The organism is Hominimerdicola alba, assembly GCF_900112155.1.
Classification (GTDB): domain Bacteria; phylum Bacillota; class Clostridia; order Oscillospirales; family Ruminococcaceae; genus Hominimerdicola; species Hominimerdicola alba_D.
In genome coordinates this window covers 42,620-62,300 of the sequence record NZ_FOKQ01000005.1, presented here as the reverse complement: position 1 = coordinate 62,300, position 19,681 = coordinate 42,620, and the positions used below count along the sequence as shown (strand labels likewise).

At 45.7% G+C, this 19,681-nt stretch carries 14 protein-coding genes and 1 riboswitch; of the genes, 8 read left to right on the top strand and 6 right to left on the bottom strand.

Annotation, left to right across the window (positions count from 1 at the left end):
• Positions 1–250: 250 nt before the first annotated feature.
• Positions 251–1,516 (top strand): leucine-rich repeat domain-containing protein, encoded by a 1,266-nt coding sequence (locus BM265_RS21055; RefSeq protein ID WP_074960361.1) that lies wholly within the window; start codon positions 251–253, stop codon positions 1,514–1,516.
• 501 nt (positions 1,517–2,017) lie between these two features.
• Here BM265_RS21055 and BM265_RS04400 read toward each other — a convergent pair.
• From BM265_RS04400 to BM265_RS04380, 5 genes are all read right to left on the bottom strand, one after another.
• Entirely contained in the window at positions 2,018–2,461 is a 444-nt protein-coding gene (locus BM265_RS04400; protein ID WP_074960357.1) for a nucleoside deaminase, read from the bottom strand.
• A 250-nt stretch (positions 2,462–2,711) separates the two neighbouring features.
• Positions 2,712–3,896, bottom strand: coding sequence for an iron-containing alcohol dehydrogenase (locus tag BM265_RS04395; protein ID WP_074960355.1), 1,185 nt, complete (start codon positions 3,894–3,896; stop codon positions 2,712–2,714).
• A 17-nt stretch (positions 3,897–3,913) separates the two neighbouring features.
• The gene (locus BM265_RS04390) at positions 3,914–4,675 is read right to left on the bottom strand and encodes an SDR family NAD(P)-dependent oxidoreductase (RefSeq protein WP_074960353.1); all 762 of its coding nucleotides are present in this window, start codon (positions 4,673–4,675) and stop codon (positions 3,914–3,916) included.
• Positions 4,668–5,687, bottom strand: a complete 1,020-nt coding sequence (locus tag BM265_RS04385) for an NAD-dependent epimerase/dehydratase family protein (protein ID WP_074960351.1) — start codon at positions 5,685–5,687, stop codon at positions 4,668–4,670. The genes BM265_RS04390 and BM265_RS04385 overlap by 8 nt, the downstream gene beginning before the upstream one ends.
• A 158-nt stretch (positions 5,688–5,845) precedes the next feature.
• A complete protein-coding gene (locus tag BM265_RS04380; protein ID WP_074960349.1) occupies positions 5,846–6,724 on the bottom strand; it encodes an AraC family transcriptional regulator in 879 nt (292 codons plus the stop codon).
• A 105-nt stretch (positions 6,725–6,829) separates the two neighbouring features.
• Here BM265_RS04380 and BM265_RS04375 point away from each other — a divergent pair, with 105 nt between their 5' ends.
• From BM265_RS04375 to ribH, 6 genes are all read left to right on the top strand, one after another.
• A complete protein-coding gene (locus BM265_RS04375; RefSeq protein WP_074960347.1) occupies positions 6,830–8,206 on the top strand; it encodes an MATE family efflux transporter in 1,377 nt (458 codons plus the stop codon).
• 271 nt (positions 8,207–8,477) lie between these two features.
• Positions 8,478–11,927 carry an EAL domain-containing protein gene (locus tag BM265_RS04370; RefSeq protein WP_074960345.1) on the top strand — a complete coding sequence of 1,150 codons (3,450 nt, stop codon included), beginning with the start codon at positions 8,478–8,480 and terminating at the stop codon, positions 11,925–11,927.
• An 80-nt stretch (positions 11,928–12,007) separates the two neighbouring features.
• Positions 12,008–12,125: riboswitch (FMN riboswitch) on the top strand.
• Between the two features lie 82 nt (positions 12,126–12,207).
• Positions 12,208–13,317, top strand: coding sequence for a bifunctional diaminohydroxyphosphoribosylaminopyrimidine deaminase/5-amino-6-(5-phosphoribosylamino)uracil reductase RibD (ribD, locus tag BM265_RS04365; protein WP_074960344.1), 1,110 nt, complete (start codon positions 12,208–12,210; stop codon positions 13,315–13,317).
• On the top strand, positions 13,302–13,946 hold the full coding sequence (gene ribE / locus BM265_RS04360) for a riboflavin synthase (protein WP_074960342.1): 645 nt from the start codon (positions 13,302–13,304) through the stop codon (positions 13,944–13,946). The genes ribD and ribE overlap by 16 nt, the downstream gene beginning before the upstream one ends.
• Before the next feature lie 13 nt (positions 13,947–13,959).
• Positions 13,960–15,159, top strand: a complete 1,200-nt coding sequence (locus tag BM265_RS04355) for a bifunctional 3,4-dihydroxy-2-butanone-4-phosphate synthase/GTP cyclohydrolase II (protein WP_074960341.1) — start codon at positions 13,960–13,962, stop codon at positions 15,157–15,159.
• 23 nt (positions 15,160–15,182) lie between these two features.
• Entirely contained in the window at positions 15,183–15,650 is a 468-nt protein-coding gene (gene ribH / locus BM265_RS04350; RefSeq protein ID WP_024857231.1) for a 6,7-dimethyl-8-ribityllumazine synthase, read from the top strand.
• Between the two features lie 58 nt (positions 15,651–15,708).
• Here the strand turns inward: ribH and BM265_RS04345 are convergent, their stop codons facing one another.
• Positions 15,709–16,515, bottom strand: coding sequence for an AraC family transcriptional regulator (locus tag BM265_RS04345; RefSeq protein ID WP_074960339.1), 807 nt, complete (start codon positions 16,513–16,515; stop codon positions 15,709–15,711).
• A 132-nt stretch (positions 16,516–16,647) separates the two neighbouring features.
• Here BM265_RS04345 and BM265_RS04340 point away from each other — a divergent pair, with 132 nt between their 5' ends.
• Positions 16,648–19,647, top strand: a complete 3,000-nt coding sequence (locus BM265_RS04340; RefSeq protein WP_081358353.1) for a glycoside hydrolase family 2 TIM barrel-domain containing protein — start codon at positions 16,648–16,650, stop codon at positions 19,645–19,647.
• Positions 19,648–19,681: the final 34 nt, after the last annotated feature.

Sequence of the window (19,681 nt, the reverse complement as noted above, 5' to 3'; positions counted from 1 at the left end):
TCTCACGCTCGATGTAGCATTTCAAGCCTGCTTTGTTTCTCAGCTCTGCATTTGCCTTCATGTAGTCTAGGTCGCATTGACAAAACCGCAAAAAGTTTACATTCAAATTTGAAAATTTTTGTAGACAAAGGCTTTGTTATATGATATAATAAAATCGTTATATTGGATAAAACATTTATATAGCCGGTGGGGCTTATGTTTTTGTCCTGTATGGATGTGTTTTTAATTAAATGAGATGGAGAGTGTGAAAATGAAAACAACAGGAAGAAAAATTATCAGAACAACTGCTTTAGCTATTGCAGTTATGGCTGCGTCCGTTTCTTCGATGGCAGCTCAGGGTGTATTCCCTAATGCACAGATAACAGCAAGTGCTGCTTACGGACCTACCGATACTAACTATACTGTGGGAACTTCGGGCAATCTGAAGTACTATAAATATTCCGACCATATCGAGGCTTACAGCTGTACCGACGGTACTACCTCGCTGACTATCCCTTCAACTATCGATGGTCTGCCTGTTACCGCTATTGCGAGATATGCATTCCAGTGCAGCTCGCTGACCAGCGTGACCATACCCGATTCCGTTAAGACCATCGGCTACTATTCTTTTTCGATGTCTTCAAATCTTCAGTCCGTAACTCTGCCTTCAAGCCTTGAAGTAATGGAGATGCACGCTTTTGATTACTGCACCAGTCTCGATACTGTTAAATTCCCGAACAAGCTGGTAGAAATACACGACAAGTGCTTTGATTCCACTCCCTGGCTGAAAGCACAGCGCGAACAGAACCCTATGGTTATCGTTAACGGCGCACTTATCGATGCTAAGACCACCAAGGGCGAGGTTACTGTACCTTCAAGCGTTAAGTACGTTTCTCCCAGCGCTTTTGCAGGAAACAACGATGTTACTTCCGTTGTTTTCCCTACAAGCGTTAAGGAAATCGGTGACAACACATTCTTCTACTGCGAGAACCTGACTTCGGTTGATGCAAAGGGTGCAACTTACATAGGTCTGATGGCATTTTCATACTGCAACAGGCTCAGCGAGCTGAAGCTTTCAAGCAACCTTACAAAGATCGATGGTTATGCATTCTCTGATGTAAACAGCCGTGCAACTATCACATTCTACGGCACACAGGATAAGTGGAACAGCATTGATAAGCCCTCTGATTCGTCTTTCCTGAACAATGCAAACGTGGTATTTGACAATTCATCCTTCGGTGATCCCGATCCCCAGAATGATGATTATCCTAAGAATGTCAGAGCTATAACCAATTCCAAGTATCATCAGATCCAGTTTATCTGGGATAAGGTCGATGGTGCTGACAAGTACGGCATAGCTGTATATCTGGCAGGCAAGTGGAGAGTTCAGACTTCCAACATCACCGCCAACAGCTATGTAACTCCCAAGAACCTGACTCCCGGCATGACATACAGGGTCGCTGTTGCTGCAAGAGTCAACGGCAAGTGGAACACAACAGATCCTATCAAGAATGCGATAACTGTTACTGTAAGGTAATTATCGGTTTTGGAGAATATAAAAACGGCAGTTCAATAAGTACGGTACGCATAAAGAAGTTTTACGCCATAGTATTTCTGATGTAAGGTCAGAAGTACTATGGCGTTTCTATTGACAGTACAGAGATGATGTGCTATAATTGTTACTGACAAAAATCGGAATTTATTGGAGCAGTTGATATGAAATATTGGATTTTTTTTATCATATTTGGTCTTTTGAATATTTGCACATTAACAGAATACAAGCGTAATTCAAAAAGATATAAAGAAAGTAGCGACGAGAGGATTAAAAAAATATTACTATTAAATGTCATATCTATGATTGCGGGTATTACAGCTACTGTACTTTGTTTGATATTCGCAGTTTATGATAAATTCTGATTTAGCTTAGCAACATAAATATTCACAATGCCCCTGAGTGCTTTGTAACACTCAGGGGCAAAACTTCTATATAGGTATCTGTCTTATGGACTGCCGTTTTTGCGTTATGTGCGTAAGATCTTCAGTAGCCGATCTTGTCTTCGATGTCACGGTATTCATAGAAGACCTCAAGACATTCTTTGCGGTCGAGTTCTTCAAGGATATCAGCGGGTTCGGTATAAAACTTCTGATCACGGAAACCTATCATGTCAGTATCGGATATATTACAGCCGTAGTAGACCTTTCTGATATTCGCCCACTGTATAGCCCCAAGGCACATTGGGCAGGGTTCTGCTGTGGTGTAAAGTTCACAGCCTGAAAGATCAAAAGTGCCTAGATTTTTGCAGGCGCTATGTATTGCCATTATCTCACCGTGACAGGTCGGGTCGTTTTGCAGTACAACTTCATTATGTCCTCTGCCTATTACCTCACCGTCTTTCACGATAACGCACCCGAAAGGACCGCCGTGTCCTGCCCGGATACCGTTTCTTGCTTCCGTGACAGCTATTGCCATAAATCTATCCATATCTGCACCTCCCGAAGTTGCTGAACTGTGTTTTTTATATTATACCACAAAAGCTTGATCGATTCAAGCTTTTTGGGAAATGAAATGCAGATCGGTCGGAGATTTTTATATTTGTAAATACAAAATAGTAACGGACAACCGTTCATGAGAGCGGCTGTCCGTTATTATATCATATTCCTTCTGAAAGACATTAAGTACATTTTTGAGCGAACACAGCACGGATTATTCCGTTTGTGTCGTGATTTCATCATTACTGCGGAAGTGAAGCTTTTGCAGCGATCTTATATATCTGCGTAACATCTTCGGATGACAGATGTACAAAACCGCCTGTTCTGCCGTCGCCGAGGCCGAATTTTTCGGTGAGGGCGGGAATGTCCTCTTCCTTAGCGCCGAGCTCTGCAAAGTTTATTGGCATACCGATATCGTGCAGGAATCTGCGGAAAGCCTTTATGCCTGCAAGTGCAGTGCTTTCGGGGTTCTCGAAATCCATTTTGCAGCCGAAAACTCTTACTGCCATCTGGCAGAAACGCATGATATTATGCTTGTAAACAAACTCCATCCATGCGGGCATGATAACGGCAAGTCCCGCACCATGAGCGCAGTCATACAGTGCTGAAAGCTCATGCTCGATTCCGTGACTGTTCCAGTCCTGTTCTCTGCCTACGCCTACGATATTATTGTGAGCCACCATTCCTGCCCACATGATATTCGCTCTTGCCTCATAGTTATTGGGGTCAGCGATTACTCTGGGAGTTTCTTTCACCATGGTCATGAGCACAGCTTCGCAAAGACGGTCGGTTATCTCGACTTCGGTTGTGTTGGTGAAATATCTTTCAAAAACGTGCGCCATAATATCCGTAGCACCGCAGGCTGTCTGATAAGCGGGAAGTGTCTGGGTCAGCTCGGGATTCATTACCGAGAACTTGGGGCGCAGAGCATCAGAGCCAGCACCTCTTTTGAGCATACCGTCCTCTTTGGTGATAACTGAATCTCCCGAACCCTCGCTTCCTGCCGCAGCTATAGTCAGAACTGTGCCCACAGGGAGAGCTTTCTCGATACGCTTACCGCTGTAAAAATCCCAGAAATCGCCGTCGTATGGAACGCCTGCAGCGATAGCCTTGGAAGAATCTATTACCGAACCTCCACCGACAGCGAGAATGAAATCAATATTTTCCTTGCGGCAAAGATCGATGCCCTTGTATACAAGACCGTCACGGGGATTGGGCTGTACGCCGCCCAGCTCGCAGTAAGCGATACCGCTGTTTTCAAGGGACTTCTTTACTCTGTCCAGAAGCCCCGACTTTACAGCAGAACTTCCGCCGTAGTGGATGAGCACTTTGCTGCCGCCGAACTTTTTAACATAAGTTCCGCACTCATTTTCTCTGTCTTTTCCGAATACAAATTCTGTGGGGCTGTAAAAATTGAAGTTATTCATAAATGTCCTCCTTTAGATCAAAGTCCGATGGAACCTGTGTAAACGGGTATATCGCTTTCAGCTTTCTTTACTGCTTCTTCAAGGGTCATTCCGTGGAAATATCCTGCCGCAAAATTTCTTCCTGACTTTTTGTCATCGACGAACGCACCGACCACAACTCCTGGGAGAGCACTGTCAGGGTCATTTGGTGCATGAGGACCGCCGAGGTCAGTTCTGCACCAGCCCGGATCGGTGATATTTATGCATATGTCCGTGCCGTTGTATTTCGATGCGAGATCCATAGTCACTTTATCAAGGGCGGCTTTGCTGGCACTGTAACCTGCCTGTTCGGGTTCAAGGCGGATACCGCTGGTGGTGTTAACGATCCTTCCGAAGCCTGTTTTGCCCATTTTTTCGAGGAAATGATAGGTTATCATCATTGGTGCTATGGTGTTTATCTTGAAGCTTTCTGTGTAATCAGAAGCAGGCGTATCTAGGTATTCTGTTCTGTAGGCCACCTGAATGCCCGCATTGTTAAGTACGATATCAACTGTCACACCGAGAGCGTCGATATCGGCAAGCATTTTTTCTACCTGTGCTGTGTCAGAAAATTCAGCACCCACAGCATAAGCCTGTACACCCAGCGCTTTTGCTTCTGCTACCACCTTTTCGCAGTGGGCGGGAGTTCTGCCGTGAACTATAAGATTGCAGCCGCGTTCAGCCATGAACAGAGCCGCTCTGTATCCGATACCTCTTGCTGCGCCTGTTATAAACGCCCAGCGTCCTTTTACATCAATCATTCATATTCTCCTTTGCTTTTTCAATAGTATCAATTACCTTGTCGCACCACATATCGAATTCCTTGTCCTCGTGCTGATATTCGGGGTGTGCAAGGATATTTTTTACAGTCATTTCTATGCCCTTTGCAGCACTTATCTCCGCCTTGAAATCGGGAACTACCGACTTCAGCTTTGAGTTATCGAATATCACCGAGTTTGACTTATCACCGATAAGACTGCCGATAAAGTCGTAATCTTTGCCCATGTCAGCCAGCATCTGTGAGGATACATAGTATGCATTAAGTTCAACACCCAGCGCATCTGCGATGGCTTTATATATGCTGTTCCAGCTGACGCTTTCATCGGAAGTGATGTGATAAGCCTGACCAATGGCTTCTCTTTTGCCGATGAGTCCTACAAAACCCTTAGCGAAATCGCTGTTGTGGGTTATCGTCCAGAGTGAGGAACCGTCACCATGGATTATAACGGGCTTGCCCTCCATGATACGTCTTATTACCTGCCAGCTTCCTCCTTTGCCGTGTACCCCAAGTGGGACGCTGCGTTCATCATAGGTATGGCTTGGTCTGACGATAGTAACAGGGAAGCCGTCATTGCGGTATCTTTCAAAAAGATATTCCTCGCTGGCTTTCTTGTTTCTTGAATATTCCCAGTAAGGATTTTCAAGCGGAGTTTCTTCTGTTATAAGATAGCTCATAGGCGGTTTCTGATACGCAGAAGCGGAACTTATATAGATATACTGCTTGGTCTTTCCGTTGAAAAGCCTGAAATCTCTCTCGACTTGTGCGGGGACGAATCCGATGAATTCTGCAACGCAGTCAAATTCCATATCCTTGATCTTTTCAGCGGTCTCTTCTTCGTTATTGATATCTGCCGTTATGAACCTGATATTACCCTCAAGTCCGCTGTTCCTGCTGCCTCTGTTGAGCAGATAGACCTCGTTATCACCTGACAAAAGCAATTTTGTTATTGCCATGCTGATGGTTCCCGTGCCGCCGATAAGCAATACTTTCATGATTAACCTCCTTATTGGGTCTGTTGATTTTCCGTGCTCATATAATAGCAAATCTGGCGACGCATTTCAACGGTCTGGGGGAACATTTATAGATTTATACAATTTTTGAGTCTAATAGTGATATTTTTATCCGGCAAGTGGTGTTATAATGTAATACGTCAACCACCCGATTTCTTTTTGGACAGACGGAACTGTTTCGGTGTCAGCCCGCGCTGGCGTTTGAAGCTGCGGATAAAGTGGCTGCAATCTGAAAAGCCTGTCTGCTGGCTGATGAAAGTCAGATCGTGATCGGTAAACAGAAGATACTCTTCAGCCTTGAAAATGCGCATACGCTCGATATATTCCTTACAGCTCATGCCATATTGTTCGCGGAACTTTACCGCAAAGCCCGAATAGCTCATGTGACATTTGTCGGCGATATCCGTGACGCGGATATTCTCGTCAAGGCAGCTGTCGATATACTCTGCGATGTTTTCAATGCCGAAAACATCTGCTGAGTTTGCGGGGCAGCCGTTGATATCAAGACCCGAAGCTATCCATTTTCTTACAATTCCGAAAATGAGACGATAGATCTGAGAGCGGAGGATAATATCCCTGCCGTAAAGATAATGTTCGGTCTCGTTGACACAGTCATAGAATATCTCGCGGCAGTTGAGCTCGTCTGATTCGGAAGTGCTGAAATGTATCTGCATATCTTTTGAATGTGCGTACCTGAAAACTGCTGTTACAGAGGGTGCATACGACGAAGAATTCGGGAATTTGGCGGGATCAAATTTAAGTCCCGCGAAAAGAATAGGATTTCCGTCGGCAGACATTATTGAATGTACAGAGGAGGGGTAGAATATCATCAGTTCTCCTTCTGATACATCGTATGGTACACCGTCACAGGTTACGGCGGCTTTACCGTTGATAACGTATATGAATTCAGCAAAATAATGCCAGTGTGGTTTTACGGGAAAGCTCATTTTTTCGGTATCAAAAATGAAAGTTTCGATAGGCGAATTAAGGCTGTCCTGCTTTTCAAAAAGGGAACTCATAGGCTGATTCCTTTCTTATGCAGTTTTTTCCAATTATATATAAATATTGTAACACAAATATTAAAAAAAATCAATAGGGTAATCAAAAAAGGAGGATCATTTTTAATGAACAGTACTTCCGATCTCACACAAGGTAGGCCGTTCAAACTTATAATGCGCTTTTTCTTCCCTTTGCTGCTAACGAATTCACTGCAGCAGCTGTATTCTTTTGCTGATACTGCCATAGTCGGAAAAGGACTAGGTGACGATTCACTTGCAGCAGTAGGTAATATGTCATCGCTGTGCTTTCTGATAATAGGCTTTTCAATGGGACTTTCCAACGGATTCTCCATACTGATAGCCCAGAGCTTCGGCGAAAAGAACATGGATAAACTCCGCAGGACACTGGCGCATTCCATCGAACTTGCTGCCGTGATCACAGTACTGCTCACGCTTTTCAGCGCGGTTTTCCTCAGACCTATACTTATACTGATGAGGACAGATCCTTCTATAATAGATGAGAGCCTGCAATACGGCTACATTCTTTTCGGCGGACTTGCCGCAACCATAATGTACAATATGTGCGCGGGGATACTCCGTTCTCTCGGTGACAGCAAAACACCGCTGAAAGCTATAATAGTATCCTCGGTAATGAATATCACCCTCAACTCGGTGTTCATTTTCATATTCCACTGGGGTGTGAGAGGTGCAGCGCTGGCGACTATACTTTCGCAGATATTCTCCGGTGCTGTTTGCTTTGATAAACTGCGCAAAACAGATTTCCTTGCACTTTCAAATTCGGATTTTTCCCATGACGCGAAAATGTATTCTGTACTTCTCGGAAACGGCATACCTATGGCGCTTATGAATTCAATTACTGCTGTAGGCTGTATGGCTGTGCAGTATTTCGTAAACGGTCTGGGAGTTGCGTTCACTTCGGCATATTCGGCTTGCAGCAGATATCTGAATATGTTCATGCAGCCTGCCGCAACCGCGGGTGCAGCTATGTCTTCCTACACAAGCCAGAACTACGGCGCAAAGCGCTTCGACAGGATATGGGATGGTATGAAAGTCTGCCTTGGTATAGCAGGTGCAGCATATCTGGTGTTCGGTTCGGTGATGGTATTCTTCCCCGAATGGCTTGCGTCGCTGATACTTTCCGGCGAAAAGCAGATAAGCTACGCGGCAGAGTTTCTGCCTGTATGCGGAGTTATGATACTTTCTGTTGATATGCTTTTCGTTATAAGAAACGGTGTGCAGGGAATGGGATTCCCATTTGTGCCTATGCTTTCGGGCATAGCCGAAATGGTGCTTCGCATAGGTGCGATAGTTCTTCTTATCGACAGCATGGGCTTCAAAGCCACTGCAGCCGCTGAGATATTTGCATGGGTAGGTGCACTTCTTATAAATTCTGCGGCGTTCATAGTGATATTCGCCCGTGAAAAGGCAAAATATTCCGATAAGCAGAAATGCATCGCAAACCTTGCACATTCCGCAAGATAAGGGAATAATCCCTGATTTAACTTAGCTTTACAGATTTGTTCTTCCATATTAATGCCCCTCAATGGGTCTATCCCTTGAGGGGCACTATTATATCTGAATCTCAGCTTTACTTAAATATTTTAATATCTTGTGATTTCGCCTAATATCGCACCGTAATATTTGTTTGGATATTTGAATTTTCATATAATATTAATTTTTGTATTGATTTTCTTAACGAAATAGTGTATAATTAAATAAATACATTTTGCCTTGTTTGCAGGAGGTATTATTTATGCTATACAACGATCCAGTTTTCTTAAAAATAGCAGAAACACTGCTCATCGAATATAAAGGTATATATTACATCAATGCAGCTACAGGCGAGTATTGGTGGTATTCTTCTGATGCCTCTTCACGGTCGATCAAACTTGAACAAGGCGGCAAGGATTTTTTTGCTGATCTGGAAAAGGATATAGAACGTGTAATACATGAAGAAGACAGACATATCTTTCGGCAGGATCTCAGGAGGGATAACCTTCTTTCAATTCTGGAAAAAGGCAGCGAATACATGATAGAGTACCGCGTTATACTCAGCGGTAAGCCTGTTTATCATTCACTAAGACTGATAAGAGGTGTCGGTGAAGATACCGATCACTTTGTTATTGGTATCAGGAATGTTGACAAGGAAGTAAGAGAAAGGCAGAGGGCAGAAAAGAACGAGTATGAGCTTGAGATCTATAATCAGATCGCGGGCAGCCTTGCTGCGCACTACGATACGCTTTACTATGTTGATATGGAGACGAACGGATACTTTGAGTATTCTTCGACAGATATATACAAGAGCCTGAATGTACCAGCGGAAGGTGATGATTTCTTCAGCGAGAGCTACAAAAACATGAAGAAGTATGTTCACCCCGAGGATCAGGACAGAGTTATCCCGCAGTTCAAAAAGCAGACCATACTGGAAAATCTGAAAAAAGTAAAGTCATTTAATCTGACCTACAGACTTATGGTGGGTGGTTCGGTGATGCACTGTCGATGCCTTCAGATATGGGCGAGTGATAAAAAGCATATCCTGGTTGCCATCGAGAACATCAATGATGAAGTTAAAACTCAGCAGCTTCTTGAAGAGACTATGAAGGAGAAAGCGGCTTACGGTCATATAGTAAATACCCTTGCCCTGCGCTATGATGTTATATACTATGTAAACGGCAGTACCGGGGATTATTCGAGATATTCATCGGATAAGCCTGCTGTTGACGGTTCGCTGAGCTTTGACGGCAATGATTTTTATAACGAAGCAGTCAATGTCATCAACAAACAAGTACACCCTAAGGATCGTGACAGGATCCTTTCGATATGTGACAGGGACTATATGATCACCACACTTGAAAACAACAGCCAGTACAGTGCTGATTTCAGGATAAGAACGCATGGAAGAACAGCGCATACCAGGCTGACAATAATGCGTTCGGGAGATAAAACGCATTTTATAATCGGCCTTGAAAACATAGATGAAGAGGTCAAGAAGGAACAGGAGCAGATAGATGCGCTCAACAAAGCCAACGAGCTTGCAAGGCGCGACGGTCTGACAGGAACCAGAAATATGATAGCTTTCCGTGAGTTTGAGGAATCTATCCAGAAAAGCATGGACAGCGGGTCTGGTCATTCTCCCTTTGCTGTGGTGATATGCGATATCAACGACCTTAAAGCTATAAATGACAGCGAGGGTCATAAGGCTGGAGACGAATATATAAAGTCTTCATGCAGGATAATATGCGGACTTTTCGCCCACAGCCCTGTTTTCAGGATTGGCGGAGATGAATTTACAGCAGTGCTTGCAGGTTCGGATTACGAAAAGCGAATTTCGCTTGTTGAAACTCTGCGCAAATTATCCCATGAAAACTTTAAGAAGAATGACGGCCCAGTGCTGGCTGTCGGCATAGGTGTATACGACAAGCTGAACGATAAGAAGTTCTCTGAAGTCTTCAAGCGTGCTGATGAGAATATGTATCAGGACAAACTCAGGCTGAAAGATGGCAGACCTGTTGCCGAAAGCGAGAACCAGGATGAAACGAGAAAGCGCATACCGGCGGAACGTAAGAGACTTCTGGACAGTATGTTCGAGATGAATTGTATTTCCGCAGACGGAATGTATATATACATATGCGATATGAGGTATGATTTTTCCAGGTGGTCAAAGGCAGCAGTGGATTCCTACGGCCTGCCTTCGGAATATATGTACGGCGCGGGAGATATCTGGGAGGAACATATCCACGAGGAGGACAGGGAAGCATATCACAGCGGTCTTGCGGACATTTTTTCAGGCAAATGCAAAGGCCATGATATGCAGTACCGCGCAAGGAGAATAAACGGAGAATACAATGTATGCACCTGCCGCGGTATAGTGCTGAAAGATGAAAACGGCGAACCCGAATACTTTGTGGGCGCTATCAGGGATCACGGCATACAGAGCAACATCGACAGTCTTACAGGACTCAGAAATCAGTATGGGTTCTTTGATGAGGTGCAGTCAAATATTGTCAAAAACAATGTTATGCACATCGGACTTGTGGGTATTGCAAAGTTTTCGGAGATCAATGAGATCTACGGTTATCATTTCGGAAATCTTGTACTGCAGAAAACGGGACGGTTTCTTTTTGATAATTCAGTGGATTTTGCCAGTGTGTACAGACTGGACGGTACAAAGTTTGCTATACTCAGCACTAAAAACATTTCAGTTGAGAGAACGGCAGAACGGTATAATAATCTGCGTGCGCGTTTCAGGGAAGGCATTGTCATAGATGATAAAAAGATCATGCTGGAACTAAATGCGGGCATGATAGATATAGAAAACTTCAATATTGATTCGCAGACGGTCATGACCTGTCTTTCATTTGCGTATAATGAATCTAAGATAAAACGTCGCGGTGATCTTGTTATTTTCAACAACGATCTCGGAAGCGGCAACAGGCAGAGAATTGAGAAATTCCATGCCATAAGAGCCTCGATAACACAGGGGTTTGAAGGCTTCTATCTGATGTATCAGCCTTTTGTGGATGCAAAGACCGAAAAGATCAAAGGCGCTGAAGCACTTCTCAGATGGAAGAGTGAAGAGTATGGCATAGTTCCCCCCGATCACTTTATACCTTTGCTGGAACAGGATCCGCTCTTCCCGTCACTTGGCGAGTGGATACTAACGACGGCTATAAAAGATGCTCAGAAAATGCGGGAGATCTATCCTGATTTTACCATCAATGTCAATCTGTCATATTCACAGATCGAAAAAGCTGACTTTGTGGATATAGTGATGGATATTCTTGACAGGACAGGTTATCCCCCTGAGAACCTTTGCCTTGAAGTTACTGAAAGGTGCAGACTTCTGGATATCGATATGCTGGGCAATACTGTATGCAGTCTGCGCAGCAGGGGCGTAAAGGTGGCTCTTGATGATTTCGGAACAGGATTCTCATCTATCGGCATAGTCAAGGAACTTCCTTTTGATACGATAAAGATCGACAGGAGTCTTGTAAGCAGGATAGAAGAGGACATTAAGGAACGCGAACTGATAAAGACTTTCGTTATGATGGCGAACACCTGCGGTGCTAAGGTCTGTGTCGAGGGCATAGAGACAGCTGGCATGGGCAATATACTCAGGCAGTACAGCGTTGACAGTTTTCAAGGGTATTATTATTCAAAACCTTTGGAATACGATGCTTTTATGAAATGGAGGAAAGACTGAGGTCTGAAAAACACAGATGATTTTTATGGCAGAAATGTCATTCTGCCTATTGACAACAGCGTGATGCTGTGATATAATTTAGTTGTCTTCGGGGCAGGGTGTGATTCCTGACCGGCAGTTATAGCCTGCGAGCCGCAATGCGGCTGATCCGGTGTGATTCCGGAGCCGACGGTATAGTCCGGATGAAAGAAGATGACTGCGCCGTTTTTGCGGTAAATCGAATGTTCTGCCCCCGTATGCTGCGGGGGCTTTTTGTATTTTTACGAGAGGGAGTGTCATCATGGTGCATGAAGACTATATGCGCAAGGCTCTCGCCCTGGCGGAATGCGGCATGGGATTTGTTTCGCCTAATCCCATGGTAGGAGCTGTCATAGTGCGTGACGGTAATATCATCGCTTCGGGATATCATAAAAGGTACGGCGATCTCCATGCCGAGCGCAGTGCTTTTGCGGAATGTGACGCAAAGGGCATAGATTGCAGAGGTGCTGATATGTACGTCACATTAGAGCCCTGCTGTCATCACGGAAAGCAGCCCCCCTGCACTGATGCGGTGATAGAACACGGCATAAAGCGTGTGTTTGTGGGTTCTTCCGACCCTAATCCTCTGGTTGCAGGCAAGGGGACAGCTATTCTCAGAGATCACGGTATAGAAGTCGCAGAGGGTGTGCTGAAAGATGAATGTGACCGCCTTAATGAGATATTCTTCAAGTTCATAACGACGAGTCTGCCCTTTGTAACCCTTAAATATGCCATGACCATCGACGGAAAGATCGCCTGCTATACAGGAAGATCACAGTGGATAACAGGTGAGACTGCACGAAAGCACGTACACCGCGAGAGACTGCGTCATGCGGCAATTATGGTAGGTGTAGGTACTGTGCTGGCAGATGATCCCTTGCTTACCTGCCGCATCGAGAACGGCAGAGACCCTTTGAGGATAGTTTGCGATACTCATCTGCGGACTCCACTTGACAGCAATATAGTACGTACAGCTGGCAAAGTGCCTACGCTGATAGTCTGCGGTGATGCTGACAGCGGGCGTATCGGGGAGTATGAAAAGTATGGTTGCAAGGTGCTGAGTATGCCTGATAAAAATGGCAGTACTGATCTTGCGGCGCTGATGGCATATCTCGGAAAAGAAAAGGTCGACAGTGTGCTTATTGAAGGCGGCGGAACGCTTGGCTGGTCTGCTCTTGAAAGCGGTGTAGTCGATAAAGTCATGTCTTACGTTGCGCCTAAGATATTCGGGGGAAGTACAGCGAAAACTCCCGTGGGCGGACAGGGCGTGTCTGTGCCCGATGAAGCTTTTATACTGGAAGACCGCAGGATATCCGAGCTTGACGGCGATATACTTATAGAAGGACGGGTGAAGAGATGTTCACGGGACTGATAGAGGAAACAGGTACTGTATGCGAGGTCTGCCGAAACGGAAATGCGTCATTTATACGTATAGCCGCAGAAAAAGTCCTTGATGGTACTAAAGTCGGGGACAGTATCGCAGTCAACGGCGTGTGCCTTACGGTTACCGATCATGATGGTAAGATATTCAGGGCTGATGTTATGAACGAGACCCTTAGCCGATCTTCGCTGGGAACGCTGAAACAGGGCAGCAAGGTGGATCTTGAAAGAGCGATGTCGGCGGAAGGACGTTTCGGCGGGCATATTGTATCGGGTCATATCGACGGTACAGGAACTGTCAGCAGTATAAAGCAGGACGGCATCGCTGTGAGATATACCATATCGGCGGACGACAAACTGCTAAGGTATATTGTTGAGAAAGGTTCTGTGACCCTGGACGGCATAAGCCTTACCGTGGCAGCGGTGACGGATACTGACTTTACAGTATCGGTGATACCCCACACCGCCGAGCAGACGATTCTGCCGTATAAAAAAGTGGGGGATATAATAAATATCGAAACAGATATAATAGGAAAATACGTGGAAAAGCTGCTGCGTCCTGCTGAGCCGAAAAAGAGCGGCGTTACAATGGAGCAGCTTATGAAGAACGGATTTATCTGAGGAGTGGGCATATATGTTTGAATACAATACTATTGAAGAGGCACTTGAAGCTCTGCGAAACGGCGAGGTGATACTTGTCACCGACAATGAGGACAGAGAGAACGAGGGCGATATGATATGCGCGGCTCAGTTTGCCACCACCGAAAATGTGAATTTCATGGCGGCGCACGCTAAGGGGCTTATCTGTATGCCCGTCAGCGAGGCTATCTGCCACAGACTTCATCTGCCCCAGATGGTGGATTACAATACCGATAATCATTCGACCGCTTTTACGGTGTCCATCGACCATGTGGATACGACTACGGGCATTTCCGCAGAGGAGAGGGGTTATACTGCGAGAGCCCTCGCAGACCCGAATTCAAAGCCTGAGGATTTCCGCCGCCCGGGGCATATGTTCCCGCTGACTGCCAAGAAGAACGGCGTTCTGGAACGTGAGGGACATACCGAGGCTACTGTTGACCTCATGAGACTGGCAGGACTGGAGGAGTGCGGTCTTTGCTGTGAGATAATGCGCGATGACGGCACGATGATGCGCACCGAGGAACTTCAGGAAAAAGCCAAGGAATGGGGCATGAAGTTCATAACCATCAGCCAGCTTAAGGAGTACCGCAAGGTTAATGATAAACTGGTGGAGCGTGTGGCTGATACCAAGCTGCCCACCAAGTACGGCGAGTTCCGTGCCATAGGATTTATCAACAAGCTCAACGGTGAACACCATGTGGCGCTTGTAAAAGGCGATATCGGAAACGGTGAGGACATACTCTGCCGTGTACATTCCGAGTGTCTCACAGGTGACGCTTTCGGCTCGCTGAAATGCGACTGCGGACAGCAGTTCGCGGCGGCGATGACCGAGATAGAGAATGAGGGCAGGGGAATACTGCTTTATATGCGTCAGGAGGGCAGAGGCATTGGTCTTATAAACAAGCTTCGTGCCTATGAACTTCAGGACGCCGGAATGGATACCCTTGAAGCTAACCTTGCTCTTGGCTTCCCCGGAGATATGAGAGAGTACTATATCGGCGCACAGATACTCCGTGACCTGGGCTGCAAGACTCTCAGACTTCTCACAAATAACCCCGATAAGATCTATGGTCTCAGCGGTTTTGGCATCGAGATCAAGGAACGTGTGCCGATACAGATGTCTGCCACCGCATACGATCTTTTCTACCTGAAAACAAAACGTGATAAAATGGGTCATATTCTTGACTACTGATAATATTTTAAGGAGCTGTTATTATGAACACTTTTGAAGGAAAACTTATCCCCGAAAACGTGCGTGTGGGCATCGTAGTTGCACGTTTCAATGAATTCATCACATCAAAGCTGCTGGGCGGCGCTGTTGATACTCTGGTTCGTCACGGCATATCTGAGGATGCTATCGACACTGCATGGGTACCCGGTGCTTTCGAGATACCGCTTATCGCAAAGAAGATGGCAAAGTCCGGCAAGTATGACGCTGTTATCTGTCTTGGCGCTATAATCAGAGGCAGCACTTCTCACTATGATCTGGTTTGCAACGAAGCTGCAAAGGGTATAGCACAGACTTCTCTTGAAAGCGGCATACCTGTTATGTTCGGTGTTATCACCACCGAAAACATCGAGCAGGCTATCGAGCGTGCAGGCTCAAAGGCTGGCAACAAGGGCAGCGAGTGTGCTGAGGGTGCTATCGAGATGATCAACCTTATCAAGGCTATCGAGGGCTGATAATATAAACTGCAAAACGGATAGACCGTCAACAACGATGGCTATCCGTTTTTTGTACTCATATTATCCTGAACTGTGTGGGTGTCATGCCCTCGTAGCGGCTGAACAGTTTCGTGAAATAACTACCGCTGCAAAAGCCGACTTTTTCGGATATTGCTTCGACAGACATATCCGTTGTGGAGAGCAGTTTTTTAGCAGTCTGGATACGTCGTTTGGCGATATATTCCATAGGACGGCAGCCGAGATGCCGTTTGAAAAGGCGGCATAGCTGCTGTTTTGAAAGACCGGTGACGGTGCACAGTTCTTCCATGGTAATCTTGTTCATATAGCTGTTATTGATATGGTCGATAGCTGTGACGATGGCACGGTTGGAGGTCCTGACAACTCTGCCCGAGTTCTTCTGACGGTATAGCTCAATGAGAAAATTATACAAATACCCCGACGCTCTGAGATTGCCGTTAATGCTGTCGCCTAGAATTGACTCGTGCATACGTGAAAAGAAATGCTCCAGCAGTGCCATGTCTTTTATCTCAAAGACAGTTGGCTTTTCAAGCCCGATATATTTCAGAAAATCAGCGCAGGCGTATCCGTCGGGCACGACCCAGTGAATGTCCCAGTCATCTGAGGTGGGATAGTATTCATGAGGGTATCCCGCAGGCAGGAATATGGCGGTATGCGGGGATATCTCAGTGATGATTCCGTCAATGCAAAGCGTTCCGATGCCTTTGGTGCAGTAGAGAATCTGAGGATGTGGGAATCCTCCGCTCCTGACTGTATGAGGCTGACAGTTGTGCTTACCGATATTATCAATGAATATGGGGAGACCAAGCTCCTTGTTTTTGATGGGATAATCATAGAAATACATTTTCATACCTCCCTGAAAAAGATGGTACTATTGTTATAACAATATACTATCATTTATTGACAGTTTTGTCAATAAGGGTATAATAAGTGTAATAAGATAGGTTCTGTGTTATTCGTCAGAAAAGGAGAGACTATGGATATTTCAGCTATTGCAAAAAAAGGTTCACCCAAGTCAGAAATGATATATCACGAAGACCCACTTGCACTGCATATCGGCACTCTGCCGGATCATGCTTATTTTATACCGTTTGCGAAAGGACAGGACGCTTTTGCAGAGCGCAGATGTTCACAGCGTTTTGAATTGCTGAACGGCGAATGGTATTTTGCATATTATGACAGCATAATCGATATGCCCGATGATCTCACGGATATGAGGGATAGTGAAAGTATATTCGTGCCCTCAAACTTGCAGCTCTGCGGTTATGACAAGCCGCAGTATACTAATCTAAACTATCCGATACCTTATGACCCGCCCTTTGTTCCCGATGATATCCCAGTGGGTGTTTACGGCAGGGATTATGATTATACGCCCGACGGTCTGCGACGGATCCTTTGTTTTGAGGGTGTGGACAGCTGTCTGTATTTGTATGTTAACGGAGTATTTGCAGGGTATTCGCAGGTTTCGCATCACACTTCCGAGTTTGATATCACCGAACTTCTGCATGAGGGCCAAAACCGCCTGACTGTGGCTGTTCTTAAATGGTGTGACGGCACGTATCTTGAAGATCAGGACAAGTTCAGGCTTTCGGGCATATTCCGCGATGTGTATGTGCTTTCGCGTCCTGAAAAAAGTCTGAGAGATTTCCGTATCACTGCCGTGCCTGACAGCACTTTTACAAAGGGTGAACTGCGTGTATCTGTTGAGGGCACATCGGCGATACTTCGTCTGTATGACGGTGAAAAGCTTATCTGCCGGGGTGATGCATCTGAGGATAAGCCCTTTGAATGTGAGGTGGAAGATGTCAGGCTGTGGTCTGCCGAAAGTCCTTACCTTTATCGGCTGGAGATTGAAACGGACAGCGAGCTTATCGGCGAGAAAGTCGGTTTCAGAAAAGTTGAGATAGTTGACGGAGTTTTCAAACTGAACGGCAAGCATATCAAGCTGTTCGGCGTGAATCGTCATGACAGCTATCCTGACACCGGATATTATGCTGACCGTGAGAAAATGCTTCATGACCTTACTCTAATGAAACGCAGTAATATCAACGCTGTACGTACTTCACACTATCCCAACGCCCCTGAATTCTATGCGATGTGCGACGAACTGGGTCTGTATGTCATCGATGAAGCCGACCTTGAAACTCACGGCTGTGTATGTGTTTACAATGACCTGAAATGGTCGGCGGAGAACGCATATAATGGCATTGCGCTTATCGCGAAAGATCCTCTTTTCCGTGAAGCTATACTTGACCGCGAGCGTCTTCTCGTCAGCCGAGATGTGAACCGTCCTTCCGTGGTGATATGGTCTTTTGGAAACGAATCGGGATATGGTGAAAATCTGCGTGAAGCCGCAAAGCTGATAAAGTCGCTGGACAGCAGCCGCCCTGTGCATTATGAAAGCACCTACAAGCTTGACGAAACACCCGATGACGTTCTTGACATGGTTTCGGAGATGTACACTTCGCCCGAAGATATACAAAAATTTCTGGAAAGAGAGGACGAAAAACGCCCCTTTATATTGTGCGAATATTCCCACGCCATGGGCAACGGTCCCGGCGACCTTGAGGAATATCATGAGCTTTTCATGAAAAGTGACAGGCTTATGGGCGGGCTTGTCTGGGAATGGGCTGACCATGGGGTAATACTCGGATATACTGCGGACGGCAAGCCGAAATATGGCTACGGCGGTGACAGCGGCGAAAAACACGATGACGGAAATTTCTGTATGGATGCTCTTTGTTATCCCGACAGAACACCCCACACGGGTCTTGCCGAAGTGAAGCAGGTATACCGTCCTGTTCGCGTAACGCGGATATCCGCTGACAGATTTGCAGTCAACAACCTGCTTCGATTTATCGATGCGGGTGAATATCTCACCTGTAATTGGGAGATAACTTACGACGGTGGAAAGGCGGCAGCGGGAAGCTTTGATTTTTCTGCCGAGCCTATGGGAAGCGCAGAAGTAACTATCCCCGAAGCTGCTCGGAATTTTGAACGCGATGCGTATATCAGATTTATTTTCACGGCGAAGAACGGCTATAGCGTGTTTGCAGACGGCGATGAAGTCGGCTTTGACCAGATAAAGGTCTTCACGGCTGAAAGAAAGGCAGTTATCAACGAGGGAAAAGCTCCCGATATTACCGAAACACCACTTAAATTTGAGATCACGGCAGGGGATATAAGATACGTATTCAACAGGCGTACAGCGCAGTTTGACGGCATTTTCAAGGGTGGGAAAAATCTGCTTGCAAAGCCAATGGAGTACAACTTCTTTCGCGCCCCGATTGACAACGACACAATGAAGAATGACTGGTATGCGGCACATCTGAATGACTACAAATTAAAAGTATATGAAACAAGTATATCTGCTGAAAATAGCTGTGCAATAATTCGTGTGAAGCAGTCATTCGGCTGGAGCATACATCAGCCATTTGCGAAAATGACAGCCGAATATCGTATCGGAAATCACGGAGAATTGGATATAGGATGCGACGCGGAGTTTTCAAACAAAGTGACATTCCTGCCGAGATTCGGGCTTAGGCTGTTTGTTGATAAGGATTTTGACAGTGTTGAATATTACGGATATGGAGAATACGAAAGCTACGCTGATAAGCACCAGGCGTCCTATGTCGGCAATTTCAGCGCAAAGATAGCCGATATGCACGAGGATTATATCAGACCTCAGGAGAATGGCTCCCACTGGGGTTGTACAAGAATGTCGGTGACAAACGGCAGCGATACGCTCGTATTTTCAAACCCAGATGGTTTTTCTTTCAGTGCATCTGAATACACTCAGGAGGAACTTGCTGAAAAGCGGCACAATTTTGAGCTTGTAAAGTGCGAACACAATGTCATATGTGCGGATTTTGACATGGCAGGTGTTGGCTCAGCTGCCTGCGGCCCTCAGCTGGCGGAGAAATACAGACTTTCTCTGCCCAAGATAAGCGGCAGTATAAAAATAGTACCCAATTGATTGAAAAAACTAATGCCCGCATCACACAAACGTG

Bases quoted from the DNA above. Each gene is read 5' to 3' on its own strand.
- BM265_RS21055 (WP_074960361.1), top strand. From the start codon at position 251: ATGAAAACAACAGGAAGAAAAATTATCAGAACAACTGCTTTAGCTATT.
- BM265_RS04400 (WP_074960357.1), bottom strand. From the start codon at position 2,461: ATGGATAGATTTATGGCAATAGCTGTCACGGAAGCAAGAAACGGTATC.
- BM265_RS04395 (WP_074960355.1), bottom strand. From the start codon at position 3,896: ATGAATAACTTCAATTTTTACAGCCCCACAGAATTTGTATTCGGAAAA.
- BM265_RS04390 (WP_074960353.1), bottom strand. From the start codon at position 4,675: ATGATTGATGTAAAAGGACGCTGGGCGTTTATAACAGGCGCAGCAAGA.
- BM265_RS04385 (WP_074960351.1), bottom strand. From the start codon at position 5,687: ATGAAAGTATTGCTTATCGGCGGCACGGGAACCATCAGCATGGCAATA.
- BM265_RS04380 (WP_074960349.1), bottom strand. From the start codon at position 6,724: ATGAGTTCCCTTTTTGAAAAGCAGGACAGCCTTAATTCGCCTATCGAA.
- BM265_RS04375 (WP_074960347.1), top strand. From the start codon at position 6,830: ATGAACAGTACTTCCGATCTCACACAAGGTAGGCCGTTCAAACTTATA.
- BM265_RS04370 (WP_074960345.1), top strand. From the start codon at position 8,478: ATGCTATACAACGATCCAGTTTTCTTAAAAATAGCAGAAACACTGCTC.
- ribD (WP_074960344.1), top strand. From the start codon at position 12,208: ATGGTGCATGAAGACTATATGCGCAAGGCTCTCGCCCTGGCGGAATGC.
- ribE (WP_074960342.1), top strand. From the start codon at position 13,302: ATGTTCACGGGACTGATAGAGGAAACAGGTACTGTATGCGAGGTCTGC.
- BM265_RS04355 (WP_074960341.1), top strand. From the start codon at position 13,960: ATGTTTGAATACAATACTATTGAAGAGGCACTTGAAGCTCTGCGAAAC.
- ribH (WP_024857231.1), top strand. From the start codon at position 15,183: ATGAACACTTTTGAAGGAAAACTTATCCCCGAAAACGTGCGTGTGGGC.
- BM265_RS04345 (WP_074960339.1), bottom strand. From the start codon at position 16,515: ATGTATTTCTATGATTATCCCATCAAAAACAAGGAGCTTGGTCTCCCC.
- BM265_RS04340 (WP_081358353.1), top strand. From the start codon at position 16,648: ATGGATATTTCAGCTATTGCAAAAAAAGGTTCACCCAAGTCAGAAATG.